28 protein-coding genes are annotated in these 25,988 nt (G+C 63.5%); 18 read left to right on the plus strand and 10 right to left on the minus strand.

Going from position 1 to position 25,988, the window contains the following annotated elements; translation table 11 throughout:
• Positions 1-268 precede the first annotated feature (268 nt).
• Positions 269-796, plus strand: a complete 528-nt coding sequence (locus FM111_RS03870; protein WP_087139414.1) for a hypothetical protein — start codon at positions 269-271, stop codon at positions 794-796.
• Positions 797-881: 85 nt separating this feature from the next.
• Here the strand turns inward: FM111_RS03870 and FM111_RS03875 are convergent, their stop codons facing one another.
• A complete protein-coding gene (locus FM111_RS03875; RefSeq protein ID WP_256968080.1) occupies positions 882-4,103 on the minus strand; it encodes a TonB-dependent receptor domain-containing protein in 3,222 nt (1,073 codons plus the stop codon).
• 286 nt (positions 4,104-4,389) lie between these two features.
• Here FM111_RS03875 and FM111_RS03880 point away from each other — a divergent pair, with 286 nt between their 5' ends.
• Together FM111_RS03880 and FM111_RS03885 are read left to right on the plus strand one after the other, a co-directional pair.
• Positions 4,390-4,923, plus strand: a complete 534-nt coding sequence (locus FM111_RS03880) for a hypothetical protein (protein WP_087139415.1) — start codon at positions 4,390-4,392, stop codon at positions 4,921-4,923.
• A 106-nt stretch (positions 4,924-5,029) separates the two neighbouring features.
• Positions 5,030-5,947 carry an MBL fold metallo-hydrolase gene (locus FM111_RS03885; protein WP_087139416.1) on the plus strand — a complete coding sequence of 306 codons (918 nt, stop codon included), beginning with the start codon at positions 5,030-5,032 and terminating at the stop codon, positions 5,945-5,947.
• On the opposite strand, the gene FM111_RS03890 is transcribed toward FM111_RS03885, so the two are convergent.
• Together FM111_RS03890 and FM111_RS03895 are read right to left on the minus strand one after the other, a co-directional pair.
• On the minus strand, positions 5,944-6,624 hold the full coding sequence (locus tag FM111_RS03890; protein WP_087139417.1) for a DUF1499 domain-containing protein: 681 nt from the start codon (positions 6,622-6,624) through the stop codon (positions 5,944-5,946). The two genes, FM111_RS03885 and FM111_RS03890, sit on opposite strands and share 4 nt — an antisense overlap.
• 17 nt (positions 6,625-6,641) lie before the next feature.
• Positions 6,642-8,273 carry a long-chain-fatty-acid--CoA ligase gene (locus tag FM111_RS03895; RefSeq protein WP_087139418.1) on the minus strand — a complete coding sequence of 544 codons (1,632 nt, stop codon included), beginning with the start codon at positions 8,271-8,273 and terminating at the stop codon, positions 6,642-6,644.
• A gap of 173 nt (positions 8,274-8,446) precedes the next feature.
• Between FM111_RS03895 and udk the strand changes: the two genes are divergently transcribed.
• A complete protein-coding gene (gene udk / locus FM111_RS03900) occupies positions 8,447-9,091 on the plus strand; it encodes a uridine kinase (protein ID WP_087139419.1) in 645 nt (214 codons plus the stop codon).
• A gap of 87 nt (positions 9,092-9,178) precedes the next feature.
• The gene (locus FM111_RS03905; protein ID WP_087139420.1) at positions 9,179-9,793 is read left to right on the plus strand and encodes a TetR/AcrR family transcriptional regulator; all 615 of its coding nucleotides are present in this window, start codon (positions 9,179-9,181) and stop codon (positions 9,791-9,793) included.
• Between the two features lie 19 nt (positions 9,794-9,812).
• Here the strand turns inward: FM111_RS03905 and pdxH are convergent, their stop codons facing one another.
• On the minus strand, positions 9,813-10,481 hold the full coding sequence (gene pdxH / locus FM111_RS03910) for a pyridoxamine 5'-phosphate oxidase (protein WP_087139421.1): 669 nt from the start codon (positions 10,479-10,481) through the stop codon (positions 9,813-9,815).
• Positions 10,482-10,596: 115 nt separating this feature from the next.
• Between pdxH and FM111_RS03915 the strand changes: the two genes are divergently transcribed.
• The 5 genes from FM111_RS03915 (at position 10,597) to FM111_RS03935 (ending at position 14,200) form a co-directional block, all read left to right on the plus strand.
• On the plus strand, positions 10,597-11,328 hold the full coding sequence (locus FM111_RS03915; RefSeq protein ID WP_179205010.1) for a J domain-containing protein: 732 nt from the start codon (positions 10,597-10,599) through the stop codon (positions 11,326-11,328).
• Between the two features lie 11 nt (positions 11,329-11,339).
• A complete protein-coding gene (gene aroC / locus FM111_RS03920; protein WP_087139423.1) occupies positions 11,340-12,425 on the plus strand; it encodes a chorismate synthase in 1,086 nt (361 codons plus the stop codon).
• A gap of 86 nt (positions 12,426-12,511) precedes the next feature.
• Positions 12,512-13,207 carry a pirin family protein gene (locus FM111_RS03925; RefSeq protein ID WP_087139424.1) on the plus strand — a complete coding sequence of 232 codons (696 nt, stop codon included), beginning with the start codon at positions 12,512-12,514 and terminating at the stop codon, positions 13,205-13,207.
• A gap of 96 nt (positions 13,208-13,303) precedes the next feature.
• Positions 13,304-13,567, plus strand: coding sequence for a hypothetical protein (locus FM111_RS03930; protein WP_087139425.1), 264 nt, complete (start codon positions 13,304-13,306; stop codon positions 13,565-13,567).
• A gap of 189 nt (positions 13,568-13,756) precedes the next feature.
• Positions 13,757-14,200: a GNAT family N-acetyltransferase gene (locus FM111_RS03935; RefSeq protein WP_087139426.1), complete on the plus strand. Its 444-nt coding sequence runs from the start codon at positions 13,757-13,759 to the stop codon at positions 14,198-14,200.
• A gap of 38 nt (positions 14,201-14,238) precedes the next feature.
• On the opposite strand, the gene queE is transcribed toward FM111_RS03935, so the two are convergent.
• Positions 14,239-14,874 carry a 7-carboxy-7-deazaguanine synthase gene (queE, locus tag FM111_RS03940; RefSeq protein WP_087139494.1) on the minus strand — a complete coding sequence of 212 codons (636 nt, stop codon included), beginning with the start codon at positions 14,872-14,874 and terminating at the stop codon, positions 14,239-14,241.
• Positions 14,871-15,578, minus strand: coding sequence for a 7-cyano-7-deazaguanine synthase QueC (queC, locus tag FM111_RS03945; RefSeq protein WP_369822388.1), 708 nt, complete (start codon positions 15,576-15,578; stop codon positions 14,871-14,873). The genes queE and queC overlap by 4 nt, the downstream gene beginning before the upstream one ends.
• A 206-nt stretch (positions 15,579-15,784) precedes the next feature.
• Between queC and FM111_RS03950 the strand changes: the two genes are divergently transcribed.
• Entirely contained in the window at positions 15,785-17,377 is a 1,593-nt protein-coding gene (locus tag FM111_RS03950; RefSeq protein ID WP_087139427.1) for a response regulator, read from the plus strand.
• Positions 17,378-17,383: 6 nt separating this feature from the next.
• Here the strand turns inward: FM111_RS03950 and FM111_RS03955 are convergent, their stop codons facing one another.
• Positions 17,384-18,418, minus strand: coding sequence for a ligase-associated DNA damage response exonuclease (locus tag FM111_RS03955; protein ID WP_087139428.1), 1,035 nt, complete (start codon positions 18,416-18,418; stop codon positions 17,384-17,386).
• Between the two features lie 72 nt (positions 18,419-18,490).
• Between FM111_RS03955 and FM111_RS03960 the strand changes: the two genes are divergently transcribed.
• From FM111_RS03960 to FM111_RS03980, 5 genes are all read left to right on the plus strand, one after another.
• Positions 18,491-18,961 (plus strand): PaaI family thioesterase, encoded by a 471-nt coding sequence (locus tag FM111_RS03960; protein ID WP_087139429.1) that lies wholly within the window; start codon positions 18,491-18,493, stop codon positions 18,959-18,961.
• The gene (locus FM111_RS03965) at positions 18,958-19,365 is read left to right on the plus strand and encodes a PaaI family thioesterase (protein ID WP_087139430.1); all 408 of its coding nucleotides are present in this window, start codon (positions 18,958-18,960) and stop codon (positions 19,363-19,365) included. Before FM111_RS03960 ends, FM111_RS03965 begins: the two co-directional genes overlap by 4 nt.
• A 111-nt stretch (positions 19,366-19,476) precedes the next feature.
• Positions 19,477-19,824, plus strand: coding sequence for a hypothetical protein (locus tag FM111_RS03970; RefSeq protein ID WP_087139431.1), 348 nt, complete (start codon positions 19,477-19,479; stop codon positions 19,822-19,824).
• Between the two features lie 92 nt (positions 19,825-19,916).
• Positions 19,917-20,351: a hypothetical protein gene (locus FM111_RS03975; protein ID WP_087139432.1), complete on the plus strand. Its 435-nt coding sequence runs from the start codon at positions 19,917-19,919 to the stop codon at positions 20,349-20,351.
• Positions 20,352-20,411: 60 nt separating this feature from the next.
• Positions 20,412-21,047, plus strand: a complete 636-nt coding sequence (locus FM111_RS03980; protein WP_087139433.1) for a S24 family peptidase — start codon at positions 20,412-20,414, stop codon at positions 21,045-21,047.
• Between the two features lie 68 nt (positions 21,048-21,115).
• Here FM111_RS03980 and FM111_RS03985 read toward each other — a convergent pair whose 3' ends face one another.
• The 3 genes from FM111_RS03985 to FM111_RS03995 all read right to left on the minus strand — a co-directional run bounded on the left by FM111_RS03985 (position 21,116) and on the right by FM111_RS03995 (position 24,304).
• Entirely contained in the window at positions 21,116-21,595 is a 480-nt protein-coding gene (locus FM111_RS03985; RefSeq protein ID WP_087139434.1) for an SH3 domain-containing protein, read from the minus strand.
• Between the two features lie 527 nt (positions 21,596-22,122).
• Positions 22,123-23,796 carry a lysine--tRNA ligase gene (locus FM111_RS03990; protein ID WP_087139435.1) on the minus strand — a complete coding sequence of 558 codons (1,674 nt, stop codon included), beginning with the start codon at positions 23,794-23,796 and terminating at the stop codon, positions 22,123-22,125.
• A gap of 49 nt (positions 23,797-23,845) precedes the next feature.
• Positions 23,846-24,304 (minus strand): MaoC family dehydratase, encoded by a 459-nt coding sequence (locus FM111_RS03995; RefSeq protein WP_087139436.1) that lies wholly within the window; start codon positions 24,302-24,304, stop codon positions 23,846-23,848.
• A 114-nt stretch (positions 24,305-24,418) separates the two neighbouring features.
• Between FM111_RS03995 and queA the strand changes: the two genes are divergently transcribed.
• The gene (queA, locus tag FM111_RS04000; RefSeq protein ID WP_087139437.1) at positions 24,419-25,513 is read left to right on the plus strand and encodes a tRNA preQ1(34) S-adenosylmethionine ribosyltransferase-isomerase QueA; all 1,095 of its coding nucleotides are present in this window, start codon (positions 24,419-24,421) and stop codon (positions 25,511-25,513) included.
• Positions 25,510-25,986, plus strand: a complete 477-nt coding sequence (locus tag FM111_RS04005) for a hypothetical protein (RefSeq protein ID WP_087139438.1) — start codon at positions 25,510-25,512, stop codon at positions 25,984-25,986. The genes queA and FM111_RS04005 overlap by 4 nt, the downstream gene beginning before the upstream one ends.
• Positions 25,987-25,988: the final 2 nt, after the last annotated feature.

Below are 25,988 nucleotides of genomic sequence, written 5' to 3' on the forward strand. Positions count from 1 at the left end.
AATTCTTCCTCCATTAAAATGAAGGAGCGCAGCGGAAAGCGGATATTCCCAAAAACGCCGACACCCCCAACCCAACCTCAATTTCTAACGATTCGAAATCGTGGCTGACCTTGCATTTATCTCCATATTTGAACTCATTCATTCGTCTTTACGATATCAACGCGAGTTAGCCCTCAGCCTGTCTCAAAATCGCCACATATATAGCCAAATAGCCCAGAAATTGACACTTACAAATCAACCCTCAACTTGAAACAAGATTTCAAAAAACATGAAAATATTGACAATTCCACCCCTTTTTCGTCCCTATTCGGCCTTTATCCTTCTCGCCCTGCTCGCGGCCGGAAGCGCCAAAGCCCAAAACACCCCCTCCGCCTTCGAAAAGTTGTCCGAATGCCAGGACCTCATCGCAAACGAACAACGACTAGCCTGTTACGACGAGCGCATGACCGAGCTCCGCGCCGCAGCAAACAACGGCGAAGTCGTAATCGTGGAGCGCGCGCAGGTTGATGCCGCCAAAAGAGCTGTATTCGGTTTCTCAACACCCAACCTTCCGGCCGTGTTCGGAGGAGAAACTATAGAAAGCTTGGAATCTACGCTCGAGCGTGCTGCCGCTGCTTCGGATGGCGCCTGGATTTTCTACCTGGCAGACGGCTCGACATGGCGGCAGATCGACAATACGCGCGTCACTAACCCTAGGGCTCGCCAAGGGGAAGAAGTTCGCGTTCGCAAGGCCGCGCTAGGCAGCTACTTTCTCAACCTCGGCTCGAGTCGGGCCGTCCGCGTGCGACGCGAGTAACTCACCAAAAGCGCCTTGAGGCGCACAAGAAAAAGGGGGCGATGGATAGTAAATCCTTCGCCCCCTTTCCTTATGTTATAAAGATTTAGAAGTTTGCTGTAACGCCGAAGAAGAAGTAACGACCCATGGCGTTATAAAGCTGCGGGTAGGTATTATTGTTACCCGTCGTCCCCACGCTATAGGATAGAGGGGGATCGGAGTCGAAGACGTTGTTCACGCCAGCGCGCACCGAAATATTATCCCTCATCTGCCAAGTTCCGGCCAGATCGAAATAGTTCTGGGAGTCCAGAACGCGATCGATACGGTCGCTCGGCGAGTTGTTCAGGCTGCCATCCGAACCCAGCACCGCGATTTCGGCTTCACCATAGTAGCGCCAGGTGCCGTTCAGGTTCAGACCATCAATCGGGGTGTTCCAGTCAACACGGAAGCGGTGACGCCACTCGGGGTTCGGCACGCCGCACTGGTTGGCGTAGAAGCCGGCGCAGTCATACGTCGAACGGGCCAGCCCCAGACCGGTGTCGGTCTCAAGCTTGTCCAGCCAGGTGCCAACAAGGGCGAAGCCCAAGCTGCCGACACCGTTCCAGCCAAAGTCCGCCAAGTCGACGTTGTAGTTAGCTGCAACGTCGACGCCCGAAGTCTTCAGGCCGCCGATGTTGGTGTTCAGGTCCACCACGTTGCCGGTGCCGACCCAAAGCTGACCGTTAGCGTTCCGCTGGATGTTGTTACAGGCCGTCATGAAGCCGCCCTCGTAACAGGCGTCCAATGCGTTCTGCGGGCCGACCGATGAGATCAGGTTGTCAATCTGGATGTCGAAGTAGTCGAGCGTCAGGTTGAAGCCCGGCAGGAACTCAGGCGTGAAAACCACGCCGAAAGTCAGAGTGTCCGAGCTTTCCGGCGTCAGGGTCGTCTCCCCGCCCTGCAGCACATTGTACTGACCGGCGGGGCTGCTCAGGTTGCCGCCGTCAGCTTGGCCTTGCGACACCTGCCAGGGATTGGTGCCCACGCAGGCAGCTTGCGAGGCGGTTCCGTCCTCGTTCGGGTCGGTGAAGTCGCAGGGATCATCATCCATATCGAACAGGTTGAAACCCTGCGCGGTGAACAGTTCGATGACGTTCGGCGCACGCACAGCGCGCTGAGCGCTAGCCCGGAAACGAACCGAGGGAACAGGCGCCCAGTCGCCGCCGATCTTCCACGAATCCGTACCGCCGCCGAGGTCGTACTCCGAGTGACGATAGGCTAGGTCGAGCGACAACTGGTCAGCGAAAGCCATGCCTTCTGCGATCGGAATCTGAGCCTCGACGAAGACGTCGTAAACTTGGTTCGCGCCATTCAAGCCCAGGGTCGGACCGCCCTGACCGGCGCCGTCGCCGCTCGAGAACGACACGTCAGGCGTCAGATCCAGAGCGTCACGGCGATATTCGCCGCCGAAGGCCGCCTGCACGCTACGCGTCGCCCAGGGCGACTTCACGCCATAGGCGCCCAGATCGACCGTCAGCGAACCCGAAGCCACCTGCTGGGTCGTCCAGCCAGTCGCAACCAGCGGCACCTGCAAATAGTTCAGAGCCTCCTGCGACACGCCGCCCGGTTTGAAGATGTCGTAAGGGACGCAGTCGGCGTCGATGCCGGCCAGCACGGACCGGCAAACCGGCGTGTTGGTGCTGGGATCCAGCACGACGTCCAGGGCACGCGCCAAGCGGGTGTTCGAAAACTCATTGCGGTAGATGTTGGTGAACTGCGCACGCGAGTACTGGATCGACAGATCGTAGCTCCAGGCGTCATTCAGATCGCCGCGAGCGCCGATCACGCCGCGATACGACTGGAAGCGGATGTCGGACTGACGTCCGCCGCCTTCAACGTTACGCCGCCCGATGTACAACGGCACCAGGTTGGGATCCTCCAACAAGCGGAAAGCCTCGTTGCCGCCTGGCGTGGTGGAGCCGGGAGCCGAAAGCGAGAAAGTCTTGTCGTCGTTCTCGATCACCCAGGTATTGTAGGCGGCGGTAGCTTGCGCACCACAGCCAAGCGCTGCCGCCTGCTGTGCGTTCAGCAGCGGACTGTCGCAGTTAATGAACGACGAGCCGTCGGTGGTGCGGAAGCCGTTCTTGAACTCACCGAAGAAGTTACCCGACGGTGCGATCTGAGCGATCGTCGAGTAATCGCTATACATGAGCTGGGTGTACACTTCGATCTTGTCGGTCACGTCGTAATGACCAAAGACCCCCAGCGTGTACCGCTCATCAGGGCGCTGGAAATAGTTGGACGGACCAAAATTATAGGCATCCGTCGCGCCAACATAGTTACGGAATCCAGCGTTATTCACCGTATAGGCGAAGCTCGGCAGCGGATTGACGTCAATGTCATCCGTAGTGGGGTCGCCGTCGGTATCGATCAGGAATTCATTGCCGCCGAAATCCGTAAACTGCCCAGGGAATGACGTACCTGAACCGCCGCAGTTGAATTCACCGGGGGGCGTGCTGGCCGCCGGCGCCGAGAGCGAACAGGCCGAGTAATCGTAGTCGCGTCCCAGAACCTTATTATTCTTCCGATAGCCGGCATACAGCGTGATGTTGCCGCGATCATCGGGGGCGTTGACGCCCATCAGCAAGTTCACTTCACGGCTGAACCCCGTGTAAACATTATCGTCGGGCAGCTGGTACTGTGATGGGTTGGAGGCGGAACGACGCGCGATAACGTCACGCAGATTGCCTACGCCGTCATAGTCGTTGTTGTGCTGGTTGAAACCGTACTGGGCGTCGATCTCGATGCCCTCGAAGTTACGGCGCATGATGAAGTTCACAACGCCGGCGATAGCGTCCGAACCGTAGACGGCCGAAGCGCCGCCAGTCAGCACTTCAACGCGCTCGACCATCTGGCCGGGAATCTGGTTCAGGTCAGCCGCGTCGTCCTGCGGCGAGCCGTAACCCATCCGCTTGCCGTCAATCAGCACCAGAGTGCGCGACGAGCCCAGGTTTCGCAGCGACACCGTCGCCGTGCCGGAAGCGCCGTTGGCGACCGTCGAGTTCTGCGCGGCGAAAGCTTGAGGCAGTTGGGTGACCAGGTCTTCAACGCGGGTTACGCCCTGAACGTCGATGTCTTCGCCCGTAACCTGGGTCACAGGGCTGGTGGTGGTCAGATTCGGCTGACGCAGACGCGAGCCGGTGACGACGATGTCGCTGACCTGGCTCGGCTGATCCGCCTCCGGATTCGGCGTGGTCTGAGCCGCAGCGGGGGCGGCGAAGCCCACCAGCGCAAGGCCCGCGATCATCGTCGACGCCAACAGACGCTCACGTTTGATCTGAAAATTCAAAGCTCGTCCTCCTGAGTTGTGGTCGACTCCGGCGAAGTCCACCCCCACCCGTCGACCACGGATACAGCTAAGTTCCGTATCAATCGGAACTTCATTCGGCATCCGATCAGAAGGTTAGGCATGGAGCACGACTACAGACCACGCAAATTACATGGGCGATAAAATTGCGCCGCAGCTATGTCGCAATTTCGCCACGCAAGGACTCCTAGTGACACGCAATCATCTCGCATGCGATGGTACTCACTCTTCAAACTCACAATTTCGGAATGTGCCAAAAATGCGAACGATGTTGACCTTCTGCGTTGCAATGATCGGCACATTCGGCCTCACCTGCGACACATTGGCGCAAGTTCAATCCTCCGAGCGTTCGGCGCTCCTGAGCGCGCTCTCGGGATGTCGCGCCATGCCGGACGCCGCCGCTCGCCTGAACTGTTTCGACAGAACGGCGGATGCTTTGGATACGGCGGAACGCCAGGGCGACCTTGTGATTATGGAGCGCCAACAGATTCGCGAAGCGCGGCGCCAGCTCTTCGGCTTCAGCGCCCCGGCCCTCCCCACGCTCTTCGGCCGTGGCGGCGGGGGGGCCGATACTGAGCCAGAGGTCGATTCCGTTGAAACGACCTTGGTGAGCGCCGGTCAGGATCATGAGGGTAAGTGGACTTTCCGCCTGGCCGATGGCGGTGAGTGGCGACAGATCGATTCAGCGCCTGTCCGCTTCCAGAATCGAAACGGCACGGAAGTCAGGGTGCGCCGCGCAGCCCTGGGCAGCTATCTGTTGACCGCCGGCAAGAGCCGCGCCGTTCGTGTCAAACGACAGTAATCGGAAGCGAACGGCATACGCTCTCTCGTGAGTCCGGCTATGATCCGAATTGCTCTCCTTTGAGGAGAAGCGGTTGCAGGATTCGCTCACGCAAGGGAGGCTGGCCATGATCCCCTATCTCCGTCAGTTCGACTTCGCCTATGGGCGGCGCGATCAGGTCTCCCCGTTGATTCAGCGCGTGATCGCCGACAATCCGGGGCCATTCACCTTCACTGGCACAGGAACCTATATCGTCGGGCGCAACTTGCCGGGCGCCGAGGTTGCAGTGATTGATCCTGGACCAGATGACGAGGCTCACCTTTCAGCCCTGCTTCGCGCGATCGAAGGTCGAACCGTCAGTCATATCCTGGTGACGCACACCCATCGGGACCATGCACCTCTCGCCCGCCCGCTGGCCGAGGCCGTCGGCGGCGCGCCGATCCTGGCGGCTCAACCACCCGTGCGGACCCTGCACGCCTCAGGAGCGCTAGACGAGGACGATGACGCCGACTTTCATCCCGACGAGGTTCTGACGGGGGGCGAGCGGATCGAAGGCGACGGATGGACGCTGGAAGCCATGCCCACGCCAGGGCATGCCTCAAACCATATGGCCTTCGTGCTGAGACAGGAGAACGCCCTGTTCAGCGGCGACCATGTGATGGGCTGGTCGACCACTGTGGTGGCTCCGCCGGACGGCGACATGGTCGACTATATGAACAGCCTGGACGCCGTGCTGGCGCGTGGCTTCTCGACGATATGGCCGACGCACGGCCCGGCGATCACCCAGGTCGCGCCCTTCTTGAAGGCTTATCGCGACCACCGGCTGGAGCGTGAGGCCCAGATCATGGCTCGACTGGCCTCAGGAGATCAGAGGATAGCGGACATGATCCCCGCCCTATACGCCGCCGTCGATCAGCGCCTGTGGCCGGCCGCCAGCCTTTCGGTGCTCGCGCACCTGATCAAGCTGGAAAAAGAGGGGCGTGTTCAGGCATCCCCTCAGCCGGAAATGGCCGCGACCTGGCGACTAAACGATCCCGCCCTTTAGGGTCTCAGCTCCGCAACCACGGCCTTGGCGAGGCGACAGGCCTCATCACCGACCTGAAGGCTGTCGCGCCCGGCGACGCGGACATCTGTGCGGCCGGGACGGATCCGGACGGTGACATCATGCGTCAGGCCAAACCACGCGCCTTCCTTGCGTCCATCCACGCGGAACGGCGCCGTGCCCAGAACCGTGAACCCCGCCTTCTCAAGCGCCCAGGCTGCGGTTTCCGGCGCGACCTGGGTCGGCGCAGAGGCCAAACCCTCGCAGGCCTGAGACCGGGTTTCAGGCACGCGCGCGAGGCGCCGCTCGGCCGCTAGAATGCGCGCAAAGGCTGGCGGCTCCGACGGATCGGTCGTCACATCGCGCGGCGCATCGGTAAAACGGCGTTGCTGAATCAGATAACCGCCCAGGGTCACGCCTGCGATCGCCAGCGCCGCCCCTGCGATTCCCAACAGCCGACGCTCGCGAAACGCCATCAGGCAGGCCGTCAGGGCGGCCGCCAGGCCCAGGTAGGCCAGCACCCGCCCCGCCTTCAGGGCCAGCACGCCCAAGCTGAAATCGGCGCTCCACACGCCCACCCGCGCACCGCAGACCGCAACCAGCAACAACGTCGGCGCGAGAAACGCAACGAGCAGCAGCATCACGGCCAGAGACTGGCCTTTGGGGCGTGTGGTCGACATGGCGTCCTCCGTCGCTATCAGCCGGCGGCGGGCAGTTGGTAGTCTTTCATCCGCTCGCGCAGCGTCTTCTTATCGATCTTGCCCGTGGCGCCCAGAGGAATGTCATCGACGAAGACCACATCGTCCGGCATCCACCACTTGGCGATCTTGCCCTGCAGGAAGTCGAGATGCTCCTGCTTGTTCTCGGCCTCGCCTTCCTTGAGCTTGACCAACAGCACCGGCCGCTCGTCCCACTTGGGATGGGCCGCGCCGATGACGGCGGCCAGCGCGACCTTGGGATGGCCGACAGCGATATTCTCGATATCGATCGAGCTGATCCACTCCCCGCCCGACTTGATGACGTCCTTGGCGCGGTCTGTGATCTGCATGAAGCCGTGAGAATCGACGCTGGCGATATCACCCGTGTCGAAGAAGCCTTCGTGGTCCAGGATGTCGCCGCCCTCGCCCTTGAAATAGGCGCCGGAGATGGTCGGTCCCTTGACCATGACTCGACCATAGGTCTTGCCGTCATGCGGCATATCCTGGCCGCCGTAGTTCTTGATCTTCAGCTCGACGCCCAGCGGCGGCGTGCCCTGCTTCATACGCCAGGCCATCTGCTGATCATAAGGCAGCGCCTTCAGCTCAGGCGTCAGATTGGCGATGGTGCCGATGGGCGAGGTCTCGGTCATGCCCCAGGCGTGGACCACCTCAACGCCGAACTTGTCCTGAAACCCGCGGATCAGAGCCTCGGGGCAGGCAGAGCCGCCGATCAGCACCTTTCGCAGCGTCGAGAACTTCAGATTGTTCTCCACCATATGACCGAACAGCCCCTGCCAGACCGTGGGCACGGCGGCCGAGAAGGTGACGCCCTCGGTCTCAATCAGTTCATAGATGGAAGCGCCATCCATCTTGGCGCCCGGCATGACCAGCTTGGAGCCCGCCGCCGGCCCGACAAAGGCGATGCCCCAGGCGTTGGCGTGGAACATCGGCACCACGGGCAGAATGACTTCGCTGGGCGTGCCTCCGACAACCGTCGCCTGCATCCCCAGCAGCGTATGAATGAAGTTGGAGCGGTGAGAATACAGCACCCCCTTCGGATTGCCGGTCGTGCCAGAGGTGTAGCAGAGGCCGCAGGCCGTCTGCTCGTCAAAGCCGCCCCAGGCCACATCGTTCGACGACTGCTCCAGCACCGCCTCATAGGCCTGGGCCTTCGGCAGCTTGGCCTGAGGCATGTGAGCGGCGTCGGTCATGACAATGACGCGCTCGACTGACGGGCAATGCGGCAGAATGGCTTCCAGCAACGGCACGAAGGTCAGATCGGTGAAGATGATCCGGTCTTCGGCGTGGTTGATGATGTAGGCCAGTTGCTCCGGAAACAGGCGTGGGTTCAGGGTGTGGCACACGGCCCCGATCCCCATGATTCCGTACCAGGTCTCGATATGATTGCCGGTGTTCCAGGCCAGGGTCGCGATCCGGTCGCCCGGCTTCACGCCCCAGGCCAGCAGAGCGTTCGACACGCGGCGCGCCCGTTCATGGATCGCGGCGTAGGTGGTGCGGACGATCGGCCCCTCGACCGAACGCGTTACGACCTCGCGCTCCCCGTGCCAGTTCTTCGCGTGATCGAGGATCTTGTCGACCGTCAACGGCCAGTCCTGCATCATACCCAGCATTCGGCGTCTTCCCTCGTCTATGCGCCTTGGTTGAAAGCGGCGCTTGCACCCACGCTAAGACAGGTGAACCGCGACAAGCAACGTGACGCAAGGGAAGGCCGGCCGCGACAGATCGCCGTTTCAACGCACGATCAAGGCTTGCATCCAGCTCCATCCGGGTGAATGAGCCGCCCATGACCATACTGATCGCCATCACCGGCGGCTCGGGCTCTGGCAAGAGCACCCTGGCCGAGGCCCTGATTTCCTCGTTGCCAGAGGGCGTCGCCACCCTGTTGCGCGAAGATTCCTACTATCTGGATGCGGCGTCCGTGCCCGGCTTCGATGCGACGACGCACGATTTTGACGATGTCGCCGCTCGCGATCACGATCTGCTGATTTCCGACCTGACCGACCTCAAGGCCGGGCGCAGCGTGACCGCTCCGCTCTACTCCTTCATCCATCACGGACGCGAGCCAGGCGGCGAGCCGGTTCCGGCAGCCCAGGTTGTCGTCGTCGAAGGCACGCATCTGTTGTGCACGCCCGCCTTGACCGCCCTGTTCGACATTCGGGTTTTCGTCGACACTCCGGCGGATATCCGCTTCATCCGCCGACTGCTGCGCGATCAAACCGAGCGTGGACGCACGGCCGAATCGGTCATCCATCAATACCTCGCCACCGTCCGTCCCGGTCACGAACGCCTGACGGAACCCTCGCGGGTTCATGCCGATTTCATCGTCGCTGACGCCACCGCCGCGGTCCGTCTGGAAGACCCTCAGGCCGTCGTGCGCCTGGCCGCGCCAGTGTTAGCCCATCCGCTGCTTGAAGCTTGGCTGAGCTAACGCCTTTCGCTCGACGCGTTAACCGAGATCGTTGCAATCGTGGCAAATTAAAGGCAGGATCATCACCTAACGATTGGTGACAATCCGATGACCGTTTCGGTCCATGTTCTCGAAGACCCCCGACGTGACGCCTTGGTGCGCCAAGCCCGGCTGCATTTCGTCGAGGAAGGCTATGCCGGCACCAAGATGGAGCCCATAGCCAGAGAAGCTGGCGTATCGACAGCCACCCTCTACGCCATGTTTGAAAACAAGGCGGCGCTCTTCGCCGCCGTGATTGACGAGGCTTCCGCCGATTTCGCCGAGCGGATGGCCAAGGTGAAAGGCTGCAACGGCCCGGCGCAACCCAGGCTGAACAGTTTCCTGACCACCTACGCCGTTTTCATCAGCGACCCGTTCGTCAGGGCCATCTTTCGCCTGGTCATGACCGAGCGCCGCCGTTTTGAGAGCCTGGCGAGCGCCTTCTATGAGCAGGCCAAGCAGGATTTCGGCACGGTGCTGGTCTCCGCCCTGGCCGAAATGGCCGCCAAGGGCGAGTTGAAACTCAACAAGCCGTCCTGGGCCGCCAGCCAGCTGATGGGCATGGTGGAGCACCCCCTGTTCTTTGTGCCGACAGTGACCGGGGATCAGGTTCTGCCGGCTCGATCCCCTGCCGCAATCGCCGAGGACGCCGTGGAGACCTTTCTGGCTCGCTACGCCGTCTGAGCGGCTTCAAGACCGTCCTCTAGGGCCACAGACGACTGCGGCTCCAAGACTGATCTTGCGTCGTCCGATCAAAGCGCAGACGGTCGTGCAGGCGGAAAGGACGATCGCGCCAGAACTCGATCTGCACAGGCTTGACCCGCCAGCCGGTCCAGCGATCCGGACGAGGCACCTCCTGACCGTCAAAGCGCGCGGTCTGTTCCGCCACCCTCGCTTCCAACGTCGCCCGGTCCGCCAGGGGGCGCGACTGGTCCGACACCCAGGCGCCGATGCGGCTTTCACGCGCCCGACTGGCGAAATAGGCGTCAGCCTCTGCCGCGCTGACCGGCTCGACCGGGCCGCGAACACGCACCTGACGGCGCAGGCTCTTCCAGTGGAACAGCAGGGCGGCGCTTGGGTTGGCCCACAACTGACCGCCCTTGGCGCTTTCCTGGTTGGAGAAGAAGGTGAAGCCTCGCGCATCGACATCCTTCAACAGGACCATGCGCACATCGGGATAGCCGTCGGCGTCAACCGTGGCCAAGGCCATCGCGTTCGGATCGTTGGGTTCAGCCGCTCGCGCGGACTCCAGCCATTCCAGGAACAGGGCGATCGGCTCGTCTCGTTCGAAAAGGGTTTCGTCCGCGTTCGCTTCAAGCTGGGCGGCATAGTCTGCACGAGACGGGCTGGGCGGGATCACAGACTGGGTCATGTCGGACCTATAGTCCCGCTTGAGGTTCTCGTCACACAGCCTTCGTTCAATCCTGCGTCAGCTTTGCAAACAAGGTTAACCCTGTCTTGACCATGTGGCCCGCACAGTGGCCTTCATGCGCGCAGACAGCCTCTCCATTATGGATGCTCGGCGCCTGCTCGGCCTGAACGGCCCCGCGGGGCCGCAGGCGTTGGCCGCCGCTTTCCGCGTCGCTATCAAGGCTTCCCGACCGGATCAGCCTGGCGGCGACGCCGAACGGTTCCGTCGCACAATCGCCGCCTATCGCCTGTTGCAGACCGAGACGCGCGCCCTGCCCGCGCCAAGCAAGGATTCAGAGGCTCCCGGCGTCCAAGCTGCGCCCGCCGCGTCCATTCCGCCGCCGCTTATAGTGTTGACGCCGATGCAGGCTCTCAGCGGAGGCAGCGTGATCGTCAAGGCTTGGGGTCGGAGCCTGCTGGTCCACGTTCCGCCGGGCGTGCGGACCGCCGACCGCATCCGTCTGAAGGGCTGCCCTGCTCTGCTATGCGTCTTGGTCCGGCCCGCTGACGACCTGTCTGTTCTGGGAGCGGACCTCTTTATGGATTGGCCCATCGCGCCGCGTTTGATGCGCGACGGCGGACGCATAGAGATCGACACACATGCCGGGCTACAGGCCGCCTGGCTGGTGCCGGACATGGTCGAGCCCGTGCGGCTGCGCCTTCCCGGCCTCGGTCTGCCCGCGCGAGGGAAGCGCCCCGCCGGCGACCTGTTCGTCAAGCTGGTTCCTTCTGACGACCTGCCTTCGGCCGCCGAGGATATGCTGCTTCGCTTCACTCGGGTCTGGACGCCGGAGCGGATGGCGGCTTAAGCCTCGCCATCATGTCGCACAACACCTTCGGCCACCTGTTCCGCATCACCACCTGGGGCGAAAGCCACGGCCCGGCCATCGGCTGCGTCGTTGACGGCTGCCCGCCGCTGATCTCGCTGACCGAAGCCGACATCCAGCCCTGGCTGGACCTGAGGAAGCCCGGCGGCAGCCGCTTCGTCACCCAGCGGCAGGAGGCCGACCAGGTCCGCATCCTGTCCGGCGTCTATGATGACGGAAACGGCCCGGTCACGACCGGCACGCCGATCAGCCTGATGATCGAGAACACCGACCAGCGCTCCAAGGATTACGGCGAGATCGCCCGCGCCTTCCGCCCTGGCCACGCCGATTACGCCTATCAGGCCAAGTATGGCGTGCGCGACCACCGCGGCGGCGGTCGCTCATCGGCCCGCGAAACGGCCAGCCGTGTCGCGGCGGGCGCCGTGGCGCGCAAGGTGCTGGGCGAGACTATCCGCATCCGCGCCGGAGTGGTCCAACTGGGCCCGCACCGAATTTCCGATGAGGCGATCGACTTCGACGCCGTTTACGACAACGCCCTGTTCGCCGCCTCGGCCGAAGTCGTGCCCGTGTGGGAGCAGTATCTGGACGGCGTGCGCAAGGCAGGCTCATCCATCGGCGCCGTGGTGGCGCTGGAGGTTACGGGCGTTCCCGCCGGCTGGGGCGCGCCCCTCTACGCCAAGCTGGACGCCGAACTGGCCTCGGGCCTCATGTCCATCAACGCCGTCAAAGGCGTCGAGATCGGCGCGGGCTTCGGCGCTGCCGAACTGTCGGGCGAGGACAACGCCGATGAGATGCGCTTGGGCGACGGCGGCCAGCCCGTCTTCCTGTCGAACAAGGCGGGCGGGGTTCTGGGCGGTATCTCAACCGGCCAGCCGCTGACGGCGCGCGTGGCGTTCAAGCCTACCTCCTCCATCCTGACCCTGCGCCAGACCATCAACCGTGACGGGGCCGAGGTCGATCTGCGCACCAAGGGCCGCCATGACCCCTGCGTCGCCTTACGCGGCGTCCCGGTGGTCGAGGCCATGGCCGCCATCATTCTGGCTGACGCCAAGCTGCGACACCGCGCCCAGATGGGCTGACGGCCAATAAGAAACAAGCACGGTTGCAAATGAGATTTGGCGATCCTATCTAGGTCTCAAGCATTCCTCGGATGGGAGACCGAACCATGATCGACATCAGACCTTTCAACACGCTCGGCGGCGCCAACCACGGCTGGCTGAACGCCAAGCACCACTTCTCGTTCGCCAACTACTACGATCCCAATCGCATGGGCTGGGGTCGGCTACGCGTCTGGAACGACGATGAAATCGGCGCCCGGTCGGGCTTTCCACCTCACCCGCACGCCGACATGGAGATCATCACCTATGTTCGCACCGGCGCCATCACCCACGAAGACTCGATGGGCAACAAGGGCCGCACCGGCGCGGGCGACGTTCAGGTGATGAGCGCAGGCACAGGCGTGCGTCACTCCGAGTTCAATCTCGAGAACGAGACGACCACCCTGTTCCAGATCTGGATCGAGACCGACAAGCCGGGCGCCCAGCCCTCCTGGGGCCAGCGCGAGTTTCCCAAGAACGACCGCTCGGGCCGCTTCACCGTCGTCGCCTCGGGCGATCCGACGGACGAAGCCCTGTCGATCAACGCCGACGCCAGGATCCTGGCCGCCACGCTGAAGGCCGGCGAAAGCCTGTCCTATGACCTGGCCGCCGGGCGCCGGGCCTATCTGGTGCCCGCCGTGGGACAAGTGGAGGTCAACGGAACCACGCTGAATGCTCGCGACGGCGCCGGCATCGTCGACGAACCGACAATCACCATTACGGCCAAGCAGGACGCCGAACTGGTCATGGTCGACAGCCTGTAGGACCACGCTGATCGAAAGATCACAGGGGGCGCTCGAAAGAGCGTCCCCTTTCTTTTGCGCGCTGACAGAAGGCGCTGGCCACGGCAGACTGCCCCAATGATCCAGCGCTTTTCCGCCCTCGCCCTCTGCCTGTCCTCCGCCCTGATACTTCAGGGCTGCGTCGCGGGCGCCGTCGTCGGCGCCGGAGCCGCCATGGTCGGCGGCGCGGCCAAGGTGACGGGCGCCGCCGTCGGCGCAGGCTTCGACGCCGTCACCACCTCGGACGAGGAAACCAAGGCCAAGCGCGAGCGCGAACAGCGTGAATACGAACGCGAACAACGCCGCTGCGAAGAGAGGCAGCGTCAGGGCAAGGACTACTAGGCTCCTTCGGCTTCGAGACGTTACACCGACAACCCATTGAATCTCTTTTCGCCGACTGCTAACCGCCACGGCTCGCAGAAGGAGATTTATGCGCAGAGCCCTCCATTGAGCCCGCCCACGCGGGATTCCTGCGCCTGATTGGGCGCAGTCTCTGTTTGCATATCTATCTGCGGAAAATTCATGTCACACATGGACACGATCATTCGTGCCTATAGCCCGTCGACCGACACGGCCTCGCTGTCGGACATCTGGCTGCAAGCCTCCATCCTCGCGCACGCCTTCATCGGCGAGGAACGTCTTCTCGAACAGCAGGGCCTGATCGAGACCGAATATCTTCCCAACGCGGAAACCTGGGTCGCTTGCCGTGAAGGCCAGCCGGTCGGCTTCATCAGCCTGATCGACTCTTTCATCGGCGGCCTTTTCGTCGCTCCCGACCAGCAAGGCCACGGTATCGGGCGCGCCTTGATCACGCACGCCCTTTCACTGAAAGGAACGCTGATGCTGGAAGTCTATACGGGCAACGAGCAAGCGATGCGCTTCTACGAAGCCCTCGGCTTCCGTGAGCAATCGCGCCGGGCGACAGACGATTCAGGCCTGCCCTTCGAAAACGCCCAGATGCTTCTGGCGGCCTAAGGCCACCCGGCAGGGCGGTTCGCCGCCCTGCCCTCGCCCTATCGCACCCCGATATACTTGTGCGTCTGAACGCTGAGGCGCCATTGCGGGTGGGTCAGGCAGTATTCGATGGCGGCGGCGGTGTTGGCGGCCTGATCAGGACCATCCATCGGCTGAAGCCAGAAACGCTCAAAATCGAGGTGTTCGAAACGGTCGGGCATGGCCAGGGGCTGAGGAAAGACCAGCTTCAATTCCTGACCAGACGCCTGGACCACGGGCGCGTCAGCCTTGGGGCTGATGCAGATCCAGTCGACGCCGTCCGGCGCCGCCAGGGTGCCGTTGGATTCGATGGCGATCTCGAACCCGCGCGCGTGCAGGGCGTCGATCAGCGGCGCATCCAACTGCATCAACGGCTCACCGCCCGTGCAGACCACCAGCTTGGGGTCGCCCTCGCGACCGCGCCACATCCCGGCGACGTGGTCGGCCATCAGGTCGGCGGTCTTGAACTTGCCGCCGCCGTCGCCGTTCACCCCGACGAAATCGGTGTCGCAGAAGCTGCAGATCGCGGTCGCGCGGTCCCGCTCCAGCCCGCTCCACAGGTTGCAGCCGGCAAAGCGCAGAAAGACCGCCGGGCGCCCCGCCTGCCCGCCCTCGCCCTGCACCGTCAGGAAAACTTCCTTGGCCGAATAGGTCATGCGGCCGCCCATTGCGCATAACCCGCAGCGCGAAGTTCGCAGGCCGGGCACGCACCGCAGCCATAACCCCAGACATGACGGTGCGTTCGGTCGCCCAGATAGCAGGTGTGGCTGAACTCGATGATCGCCTCGACCAGGGCGCGACCGCCGATCTGATCCGCCAATTCCCAGGTCTGGGCCTTGGTTAGGAACATCAGCGGCGTCTCGACCGGCACGGACTTGTCCAGACCCAGCGACAGTGCGCGGGCCGTAGCCTGGATCGTGTCGTTGCGGCAGTCCGGATAGCCGGAATAGTCGGTCTCGCACATGCCGCCGATCAGGACTTCCAGCCCCCTGCGATCGGCCAGAGCCGCCGCCGCGACCAGGAAAATCAGATTGCGTCCCGGCACGAAGGTGTTCGGCAGGCCGCGTGCATCCGCCTCAATGGCGCGTTCGGTCGTCATCGCCGTCTCGCCAATGGCGCCGAAGCCCGTCAAATCGACCACATGATCGTCACCCAGACGATCGGCCCATTGAGGCAGGGCTTTAACCAGTTCCTCGCGAACAGACTGGCGCGCCTGCATCTCGACCGCATGACGCTGGCCGTAATCGAAACCGACGGTCTCCACCCGATCGAAACGCTCCAACGCCCAGGCCAGGCAGGTGGCGCTGTCCTGACCGCCCGAAAAGAGGACAAGAGCTGTTTTTTCAGAGTGTTGCACGATTGCGCTCATGACAAACCTGCGGTCGGCCCGCAGGCCGCGCGCATTCGAAAAAAGGAACCAGGGTCGGATAGATGGGACGTCGCCTCCTATACGCCAGAGCGACGGGCTCGGCAAAGGACGCGAGACTGAAGAATAAACGAGGCGGCTTAACCCTTCCGCAAAAGATTCTCTGAGATTGTAAAAGAACCTCAGTAGGAGCCGGCCGAATGCCGACGATTGAAGTGCTGACCGACCGCGTGGAGCCGGTGGCGAAAACCGCCATGACCGGCGACATTCTCGCGCGGTTCCAGCGCGAGCCGGACACCATGGTGATACCGGTCGTCGATGGCGATCGACCTGTCGGCCTGATCGAGCGTGGAGATTTCCTGCTGAAGCTGGCCGGCCCGCTGGGCCAGAGCCTGTATGGCGCGCGCGAAGTCATCCACGTGATGGACCCGGAACCCGCCGTAATCGAATCCGGCGTTCGTGTGGACGCCTTTTCATCCATCATCCTGAAGAGCGGCCCCGGCGCCTTGATGCGCGGCTTCATCGTCACACGCGGCGGGGCCTATCGCGGCGTCGGCACAGCTGTGGCCCTGCTTCGCGCCATCAATGAGGACCAGCGTCACGAGAACCAGCGTCTGGTCGAGCAACTCCGTTCCTCCGACGCGGCCGAACGCGCGCTCCAGACCGCGGCGCGCGACAAAAGCCGCTTCATGGGCCTGCTGAACCGCGAACTCAGCACCTCCATGAACGGAGTGCTGGCCGTGGCCGAGTTGCTGCACCGTCAGCCGCTGAATGAAGCCGCCAAGGCCCATGCCCGAACCATCATGGATTCAGCCGAGGACATGCTGGACAGCCTGCGCGACGCCCTCGACCTGGCTCGCGCCGAGGCGGGCGAACTGCAGATCACGACAACCGCCACCCCCCTGCGCACCCTGATGGACGAGTTACAGAGCCATTGGTCGCCGCGCGCGGCTCAGGACGGCGTCACCCTGATGGTCGGCTATGAAGGCGACACGGAACTGGCGGCCATGGTCGATGCAGACCGCCTGCGCCAAGTGTTCAACAACCTGATCGGCAATGCGCTGAGCTTTGCCCGTCACGGCATGGTCGAAGCCAGCCTCAAGGCGCACGCCCACGGCGACCGCGTCCAGATAGAGGCTCGCATCCGCGATGATGGCCCCGCCGACGAAAGCCGCACCCGCGGCCTGCTTGATGCTTCGGAGCCGGATAGCGGATTGGGCCTGGCGATCAGCCGACGCTTGATCGAATGCATGGACGGCCGCATCTGGGCCGAAAACAATACGGGTCGCGGCGCCACCTTCGCCTTCGACCTGTCTGCGCCGATCGCCTTCATCGAGCGCCACGAACCGACCAACGTCGCCGATCTGGACGGCCTTCACCTCCAGGCGCGCCCGCATGTGCTGATCGCCGACGACAACGCCACCAACCGCGTCGTGGCGCAGGCCTTGTGCGAGATGTTCGGCTGCACCTCCGAAACCGTCGAGGATGGTCAGGAAGCCGTCGAAGCCGTTCAGTCGCGCCCCTTCGACCTGATCCTGATGGACATCAAGATGCCGCGCCTCGACGGCGTCGGCGCGACACGCGCCATTCGCGCTCTCGATGGGCCTCAGCGCGACATTCCGATCATCGCCCTGACCGCCAACGCAGATCCGGACGACGCCAAGGCCTATCTGGCCGCTGGCATGGCCGCCGTGGTGGAGAAACCCATCAAGCCGGAACGCCTGCGCCTGGCCATGAACACCGCGCTTGAACCGACGAACGCCGCCCCGGCTCGCGCAAGAGACGTCGCCTGACGGCGCTCAAACTGTCGCCAGATCGCCCAGGGGTTCTTCATCATCCTCGTCATAGCCGACGAGACGCAAGGCTTGCGCCTTCACACCTTTCAGCTCAGCCCAGCGCAGCAGGCCTTCCTCGCGCCCGTGCGTGATCCAGATTTCTTCCGGCGCCAGTTCCTCGAAAGTCTGGATCAGTTCGGGCCAATCCGCATGATCCGAAATGACCAGGGGCAGTTCCACGCCCCTTTGACGCGCCCGCGCCCTCACGCCCATCCAGCCAGAGGCGAAGGCGGCCACCGGATCGGCGAACCGGCGCGCCCAGCGGTCCTGAACGGCTGAAGGCGGCGCGATCACCACCTCGCCGCCCAAGGCCCCTGCTTTCAGTCCCGTAGCGGGCGCCAGCGGCCCCAGGTCGATCCCTTCGTTCTGATAGAGACGATTCAGACGCTCGAGCGCGCCGTGCACATGAATGGTCCGATCCCACCCCGCCTCGCGTAGCAGGCAGATCACCCGTTGCGCCTTGCCCAAGGCGTAGGCGCCGACCAGATGGGCGCGCTCAGGAAACTGCGTCAGAGAATGAACCAGGCGCGCAATCTCCTCCCGATCCGGCGGGTGAACAAAGACCGGCAGACCAAATGTCGCCTCCGAAATGAAGACATGGCAGGGAACCGGTTCGAACGGCAAACAGGTCGGATCGCGTCGCCGCTTGTAGTCGCCGGACACCACCATGGTCAGGCCGCCTCGCTCGATAACGGCCTGAGCCGAGCCCAGCACATGCCCGGCGGGCGCAAAACGCACCGCCACGCCGTTGATCTGCGTCGTCTTTCCGTAAGCGGCGGGCTGCGTCCGCCCGGCGAAGTCGGGTCCGTATCGTTCGGCCATGATGGCCAGGGTCTCGGGCGTCGCCAACACGGCGCCATGCCCCGGCCGCGCATGATCAGAATGGCCGTGCGTGATCACCGCCCGGTCGACCGGTCGCACGGGATCCACATAGAAGTCGCCGACAGGACAATAGAGCCCCGCCGGCGCCGGCCGCAGAAGATCTTGAGGTCGGATCATCAACCTATCCGCTCGCTGGACAAGGAGGCCCCCGACGGGCGACCAAGGCGAGACTCAACACAGGACGCCTCGATGACGGATTCGTTCCTAGACACCTTATTGCCGCAACTCGCATCCGGCGCGGCCCATACCCACGCCCTGGGTTTCGCGTTCGAGGGCCTGGACGGAGACCGCGTCCGCATCCGCGTTCCCTATCGTGATGATCTGGTCGGCGATCCCGAGACCGGCGTCCTGGCCGGGGGTCTCGTCACCACTCTGCTGGACCACGTCGGCGGTCTGGCCGTCTGGGTGGGGCTGGGAACGTTTCGACCTGTGGCGACGCTCGATCTTCGCGTCGACTATATGCGCGCCGCAGCGCCAGGGCGCGACCTGCTGGCCGAGGCGCGATGCTATCGCCTGACGCGCAATCTCGCCTTTGTGCGCGCCTGGGCCTTCGAGGATGATCCGGCCGATCCCGTCGCCGCCGCCCAATCCGCCTATATGGTCAGCGCCGAAGGCGATCACCGCGCCGGCGCGAACCTGAAATCCAGGACCGTCGCATGACCGCCTCCCTGCTCGACAGCCTGCCCTACGCCCGCTTCCTGAACCTCCAGACGCAGATGAACGGCGACGAGATCACTGTCGTCATGCCATTCGCCGACAAATTGATCGGCAACCCGATGCTGCCGGCTCTGCACGGCGGCTCGACCGCGGCCCTGCTGGAGATGACGGCCATGGCCCAGGTCTCGCTGACCTATCCACGACTGCGGCTGCCGCGCCCGATCAACGTCACCGTGGCTTATCTTCGCTCTGGCCGCCCCATCGACGTCTATGCGCGCGCCAGGATCAACAAGGCGGGACGCCGTGTCGCCCATGTCGTCGCCGAAGCGTGGCAGGACACCCGGCAGGAACCGATCGCCTCTCTCACCGCTCACTTCCTGCTGGACCCCGAAAACGCAGGATCGTGACACGCGACGGTGCGACAACGTCAATTGTAAAATTTGTAAAGAAAATCCTACCCAAATTAGTTAATGCACGTTAACACTTTCTCGTTGTTCTTTTTCAACGAGGGGTAAGTCATGGATCGCAACGAAGTCATCGCCGGTGTCGCTGGCGAACTGCACGCCACCGAAAAGGCGCTGGATGACGCCATCGCCCACGCCGCCACCCTGGTTCAGGCCATGATCGGCGCGCGCTCTGCTCTGTCGCTCTCGGCCGTCGCCGCCGCAGGCTCCCAGACCAAGGCGATGGAAGCCATCTCCGCTCTCAGCACCGCTCGTGAAGCCCTGATCGCTTGCCACGCCGAACTCGCGAAAGACCATCGCCGTCTCGGTTACGGCACCTACGCCCTCGGTCCGCTCGACAAGCCCAATGAATGGGATAGCCGCCCAATGGGTAGCCAAGAGCGTCACCTGCGCGTGGCGTGAATTCGGCGTAATCTTACGCATCAGCTATCCGGCTTCAAACTAGCTTGGTGTAGCTTGGCCCCCATCGTTGTAGAGACGATGGGGGCTTTTCATTGTTCGAATTCATCGCAGGCTACATAGGCGCGGCTAGCGTCCTGCTCGTGTGCTTTTTTGCGCTGACAAAGGGAGGCCCCCCCGAGCGAATCGGCGCGATCGTGGTTCTGTGCGGCTGGTTCCTCTCGATACTAGCCCAACGCTATTTGGGTTATGTCGCCACCCAATGGCCAGTGCTGCTGATTGATCTGATTGCTCTGGTGGTTTTTGTGGCCCTGGTCTGGAAGTCTCCGCGCACCTGGCCGGTCTGGGCCAGCGCTTTCCAACTTCTGTCTGTCGCAAGCCATGTCATGGTTCTCATGAAACTTCGGCCTGAAATTTCTGCCTTCTATACAGTCGTCAACATGGCTGGTTACGGCATCATCATCGCCCTGGGCGTTGGAACCTTCTTCGCTTGGCAGGAGCGGCGGGCGGCGGGCGTAGAAATTTCATAGGTAGATATTCCTATTCCACCCAGGTAACCTGACGCCTCGCGTTTCTCGGAACCTGCGCCATTGCCCTTGTCCCATGCCCAGATCTGGAAGGCCATCGACGCCCTGGCGCGACATGAGGGCATTTCGGCCTCGGGTCTTGCGCGGCGGGCGGGGTTGGACGCCACCAGCTTCAATCCATCCAAGCGACTAGGCCCGGGCCAGCCTCCTCGGCCTCGTTGGCCCTCGACGGAAAGCCTGATGCGCGTGCTTCAGGCGAGCGAGCTAAGCTTGGCTGAATTCGCCGCACTCGCCGATGACGCCGCGCCGCAGCGTCGCGCCATACCGCTTCTGGGCCTCGCTCGCGCGGGCGACGAAGGCTTCTTCGACGACGCCGGCCTGCCTATGGCCGAAGGGTGGGATCAAACCGATCTTCCGACTCACAAGGACAGTCTGTTCAGCCTGACCATCGACGGAGATTCCATGGAGCCGGTTTACCGACCAGGCGACAGGGTCATCGTCGACCTGGACGCTACAGAGGTCCGGCGCGGCGACCGGGTGGTGGTTCGCACCGCGGGGGGCGAGACCCTGGCCAAGGAGATCGCAGCCCTGAATGGCCGCGAAGTCGTTCTGGCTTCACTCAATCCGCACTATGAGCCGCGTATCCTGCCACGCGACCAAGTCCTGTGGATGGCCCGCATCCTTTGGGTCAGCCAGTAGAACAGCAAAAGGCCGCCCCTTGCGGGACGGCCTTCGCATTTTGATCGACGCGGGGGAGAATCCGCCGATCAGTTCGGCGCTACGTAACGAGCGTTGACCCAACCGCCGCCAGCGATCTGCACCCACTCGCCTTCAGAACCCACGGCCGTGAAGGGTTGGCCAGCCGACAGGCTGCCGGTCTGGCGATATTGTGCGCCCGGTCCGGTGCGGATCCGCAGGTTGGAGGTTGCGCGGTACATATTGGCGTTGCTTTGGCTCGCGGCGCGCGTGCGCTGCTGGTTGCAGCCGATATAGGAACCGGCCGCTGCGCCCGCGCCGGCGCCGACGACGGCGCCCAAGGCGCGTTCATTCTTCGACACCTGGCTGCCCGCCAGGCCGCCCAGCACAGCGCCGATGGCGGCGCCAGCCTGCTGACGGCCGCCCGGCGCGTCGCAGTTGGTGATTCCGTTAGCCTGAGGCATGGCGCTGGCTGTCATAGGCACAGCGGCGGCAGCCAGAGCGGCGAACATTGCGGTGGCGGCCAAACCCGCCTTGAAGGTCTTCGACATGAGGCTCTCCTGTCATCGAGTTGTCGATGAAGGGACAATGCCTCGCCCAAGCTGAAGGCTCCCCCAGCCTCGTCGTTATATGCCGTTCATCTTTCTTGCTGGGCGCAGAAGCGCCTGACGCTCCGGCGCATCCAAGTCCGTATGAGAAAAACAGATATTGTTCATTTCCTCCCCCATTCGGGGGATGGGCAGAGGCCGCATTGTCGTGCGCTATGGCGTCCATGGGCGCACTTGGAAAAGCAGACGTGGCTCTGGATGTGCTGTGGCGCAGCCTTTACGGCCAGCCGCTGCCGATCTCCGGCTCTGCCGAGCTCGCCCTGCAGGTCATTATGGAATGCGAGCGAAAATCATGGTCCCCAGCACCCGTACCCGACGCCATCGCCGATCAATCTGGTTGCCGTCCCCGTTTGAGAGTTTGCTCTTGATGCTGGCTGTAGCGTCCTTGGTCGGGGCCGTCTTCGTCGCCTGACCAGCCCATAACGAAGACGGGCCGCTGATGACATCAGCGGCCCGAAACCCCTTGATCCTTAGCCCTCGGCGAGGCTGCCTGAGGTGCCCTTCTCGATCAGGTCGATCGTCTGGGACAGGCCATAGATAGCAGCGAACGATCCGAAGCGCGGCCCCTGCGAAGCGCCCAGCAGCACCTCATACAGCGCCTGGAACCAGGCCCGCAGCGGCTCGAACTCATGCGCCTTGCCCACGGCGTAAACCTCGCCCTGGATGATCTCGCCATCGGTCGTGTCAGCGGGCAGAGCCTTCAGGCGTTCCGCCAAGTCCAGCAGCGCCGCCTTCTCCTTGTCGTCGGGCAGACGATAGGTCTTCGAGGGCTTCACGAAGTCCTCGTAGTAGTTCAGCGCATAACCCATCAGACGGTCCAGCACCGGCTCGTTGTCCGGCGTAGCGTCAGGCAGATACTTGGCGAAGTAGGCCCACAGCTGGTCTTTGGTCGAGGCGTTGGCCACGCCGACCAGGTTCAGCAGCAGGGCGAAGGACACCGGCGAGGCGCTCTCAGGCGGTTGGCCCGAGTGGATATGCCAGACGGCGTTGTCGATCTGTTTGGCCGGTTCCTGCGTCTTGTACTGCTCGATGAAGGACAGATAGTCGTCCGTCGCGCGCGGAATGACGTTGAAGTGCAGGCTCTTGGCCGACTTCGGCGACTGGAACATGTACCAGGACAGGCTCTCGGGCGTGCCGTAGCGCAGCCAGTCCTCCATCGTCAGGCCATTGCCCTTGGACTTGGAGATCTTCTTGCCCTCGATGTCGAGGAAGAGCTCATAGTTGAAGCCTTCAGGCGGGACGCCGCCAATGGCGCGGCACAGCTTGGACGACTCGCGCACGCTCTCGATCAGGTCCTTGCCCGACATCTCATAGTCGACGTCCAGCGCCGTCCAACGCATGGCCCAGTCCGGCTTCCACTGCAGCTTCACATGGCCGCCGGTAACGGGAACCTCGGTGCGGCCGCCAGCGGGGTCGTCAAAGACGATGGTCCCGCGTTCGATGTTGCGCTCCAGCGTCGGCACCTGCAGCACATGGCCGGTGATCGGGCTGATCGGCAGGAAGGGCGAATAGGTCGCCCGGCGCTCTTCGCCCAAAGTCGGCAGCATGATGCCCATGACCTTGTCGAAGCGCTCCAGCAGGGTCAGCAGGGTCGCGTCGAACCGGCCCGACCGATAAGTCTCGGTCGAGGACATGAACTCATAGTCGAAGCCGAAGCTGTCGAGGAAGGCGCGCAGGCGGGCGTTGTTGTGCGCGCCGAAGCTGTCGTGCGTGCCGAACGGATCGCGCACCTTGGTCAGCGGCAGATGCAGGTCTTCGCGCAGCATCTCCGGGTTGGGGATGCCCTCCGGCACCTTGCGCAGGCCGTCCATGTCGTCGCTGAAGGCGATCAGGCGGGTGGCCCAGTGATCGCCGGTCAGGGCGCGGAACGCGTTGCGCACCATGGTCGTGCGCGCCACCTCGCCGAAGGTGCCCATATGCGGCAGGCCCGACGGGCCGTAACCCGTCTCAAGGATCACTGGCTTGTTCAGCGCCTCGAAGGTCGCCAGAGCCTCGTCCGCCTTGCCCGCGTCGATCAGCAGTTTCGCGGCGTCGCGCTCTGCGTCGGACAGCCGTTTTTTGAGCACGTGGGCCAGCAGGTTGCGCGCTTGCTCAAACGGCCACGAACGGGCCTCACGGGACAGGGTTTCGAGGTTCTCTAGCATGTATCGGGCTTTGACGCCTTGGAGGCCCGGGGTCAACAGCGGCGGCGTTTTACAGCCGCGCTTCGGCGTTCCTCGGCAGTTGCATCTGGTTCTCGAAACTCATGGCCAGATCGCCGTCTTGATTGATCACCGTCGTCTTGGTGCGGACGACGCCGCGATCAGGCTGGCTCTTCGACGGGCGTATATCGATGATCTCACGGCGCACTGTCAGGGTGTCGCCGGGACGCACGGGCCGCACCCACCACAGGGCGTCGACGTTCATGCCCAGCAAAGGCGTCTGGCCAAAATAGGCCTCGTCCACGAACTGACGCATGACGCGCGAACAGACGTGCCAGCCGCTGGCGATCAGGCCGCCGAAACGCCCCACCTCGGCCGCCGCCTTGTCGATGTGCATGGGTTGCGGGTCGAACTCGGTCGCGAAGGCGATGATCTCGGCTTCGGTCATGGTGAAGGGCTCGCTGTCCCAGCTTTCACCGACGGTCAGGTCGTCCAGATAGCGATCGGTCATACACTCAAACTCCCATTGCTCAGTCTGACATAGCGGCTGAGACGGTTTTCGCCAGTCGACTTTCCGCGGGGCTTCGCTTGACCGGAAAGGCGGGGCGTGAGCATTGCCCGCCTCATGCGGACATCCGATTTCGACTTCGACCTGCCCGAGGCGTGCATCGCCCTGCGCCCCGCCGACCCGCGCGATTCCGCACGGTTTCTGATCGTGAAGGGCGGCGATCTTCAGGACCGGATCATCCGCGACCTGCCGGATTTCCTGCAACCGGGCGACGCCCTGGTCTTCAACGACACCCGCGTGATCCCCGCGCGCCTGTCGGGCGTGCGCCATCGCACCGGACCGGAAGGCGACCTCCTGTCGGTCCCTGTCGAGGCGACCCTGCACCACCGCGACGCCCCCGATGTCTGGAGCGCCTTCATGAAACCCGGCAAGCGGCTGAAGGTCGGCGACCGCGTTCGGTTCGGACGCGAGGAAGACAACGCCTGCCTTCTGGGCCAGGTCGACGCCGAGATCATCACCAAGGGCGAGGACGGCCTCGTCACCCTGCGCTTCGATCTGGCGGGCCCAGTGCTGGACGACGCCATCCGCGAGGTCGGGGTCATGCCCCTGCCCCCCTATATCGCGGCCAAGCGGGCCGAGGACGATCAGGACCTGAAGGATTATCAGACCGTCTTCGCCGAGCACGACGGCTCGGTCGCGGCGCCGACGGCGGGTTTGCACTTTACCCCTGCCCTGCTGGACGCCATCCGCGCGCGCGGCGTGACGACCCATGCCGTGACACTGCACGTCGGGGCAGGCACCTTCCTGCCGGTCAAGGCGGACGACACCGCCGACCACAAAATGCATTCCGAGTGGGGCGAGGTCGCGGCCGAGACCGCCGCCGCCCTGAACGCCGTTCGCGCGGCGGGCGGGCGCATCGTCTGCGTGGGCACCACCTCGCTTCGCCTGCTGGAGAGCGCCACGACCAAGGACGGCGTGGTCCAGCCCTTCCACGGCGACACGGCCATTTTCATCACGCCGGGCTATCGCTTCCGCGCCTGCGACGTGCTGATGACCAACTTCCACCTGCCGAAGTCGACGCTGTTCATGCTGGTCAGCGCCTTCGCCGGGCTGGAAACGATGCGCGCCGCCTACGCCCACGCCATCGACAGCGGCTACCGCTTCTATTCTTATGGCGACGGAAGCCTGCTGTTTCGGGAAGACGCCCAATGAGCCACATCGACGATCTGCCCGAAAATCTGGCCGCGACCTTCGACATCCTGGCTTCGGCGGCCAGTGAGCTTCAAGACCCCTGGTGGGTGTTCGGCGGCGCCGGCATGGCGCTGTCGGGCCTGTCGGAATGGCATGTGCCTGACGTCGATGTGATGACCAGCCCGCGCGACGCGCGGCGTCTGATCGAGGCTCTGCACGGCGAAACCGTGGAGGACCCCGGCGAAGGCCTGTTCCGATCGCAGGTCTTCGGCCAGATCCTGACCACGCCGGTGCCGGTCGAGGTCATGGCGATGATGGACGTTCGCGCAGGCGCAGATTGGACGCCGGTCATCTTCACCACACGCCAGGCGATCGAGTTCGACGGGGGAATGCTCTACATCCCCACCGTCGCCGAACAGATCGAGAAATGCCGACTGTTCGGCCGCCCCAAGGACCTGCAGCGCGCGGAGCGTCTCGAGACGCTCCTGCGCTGAGA

The organism is Brevundimonas diminuta 3F5N (genome assembly GCF_900163625.1).
GTDB lineage: Bacteria > Pseudomonadota > Alphaproteobacteria > Caulobacterales > Caulobacteraceae > Brevundimonas > Brevundimonas diminuta_A.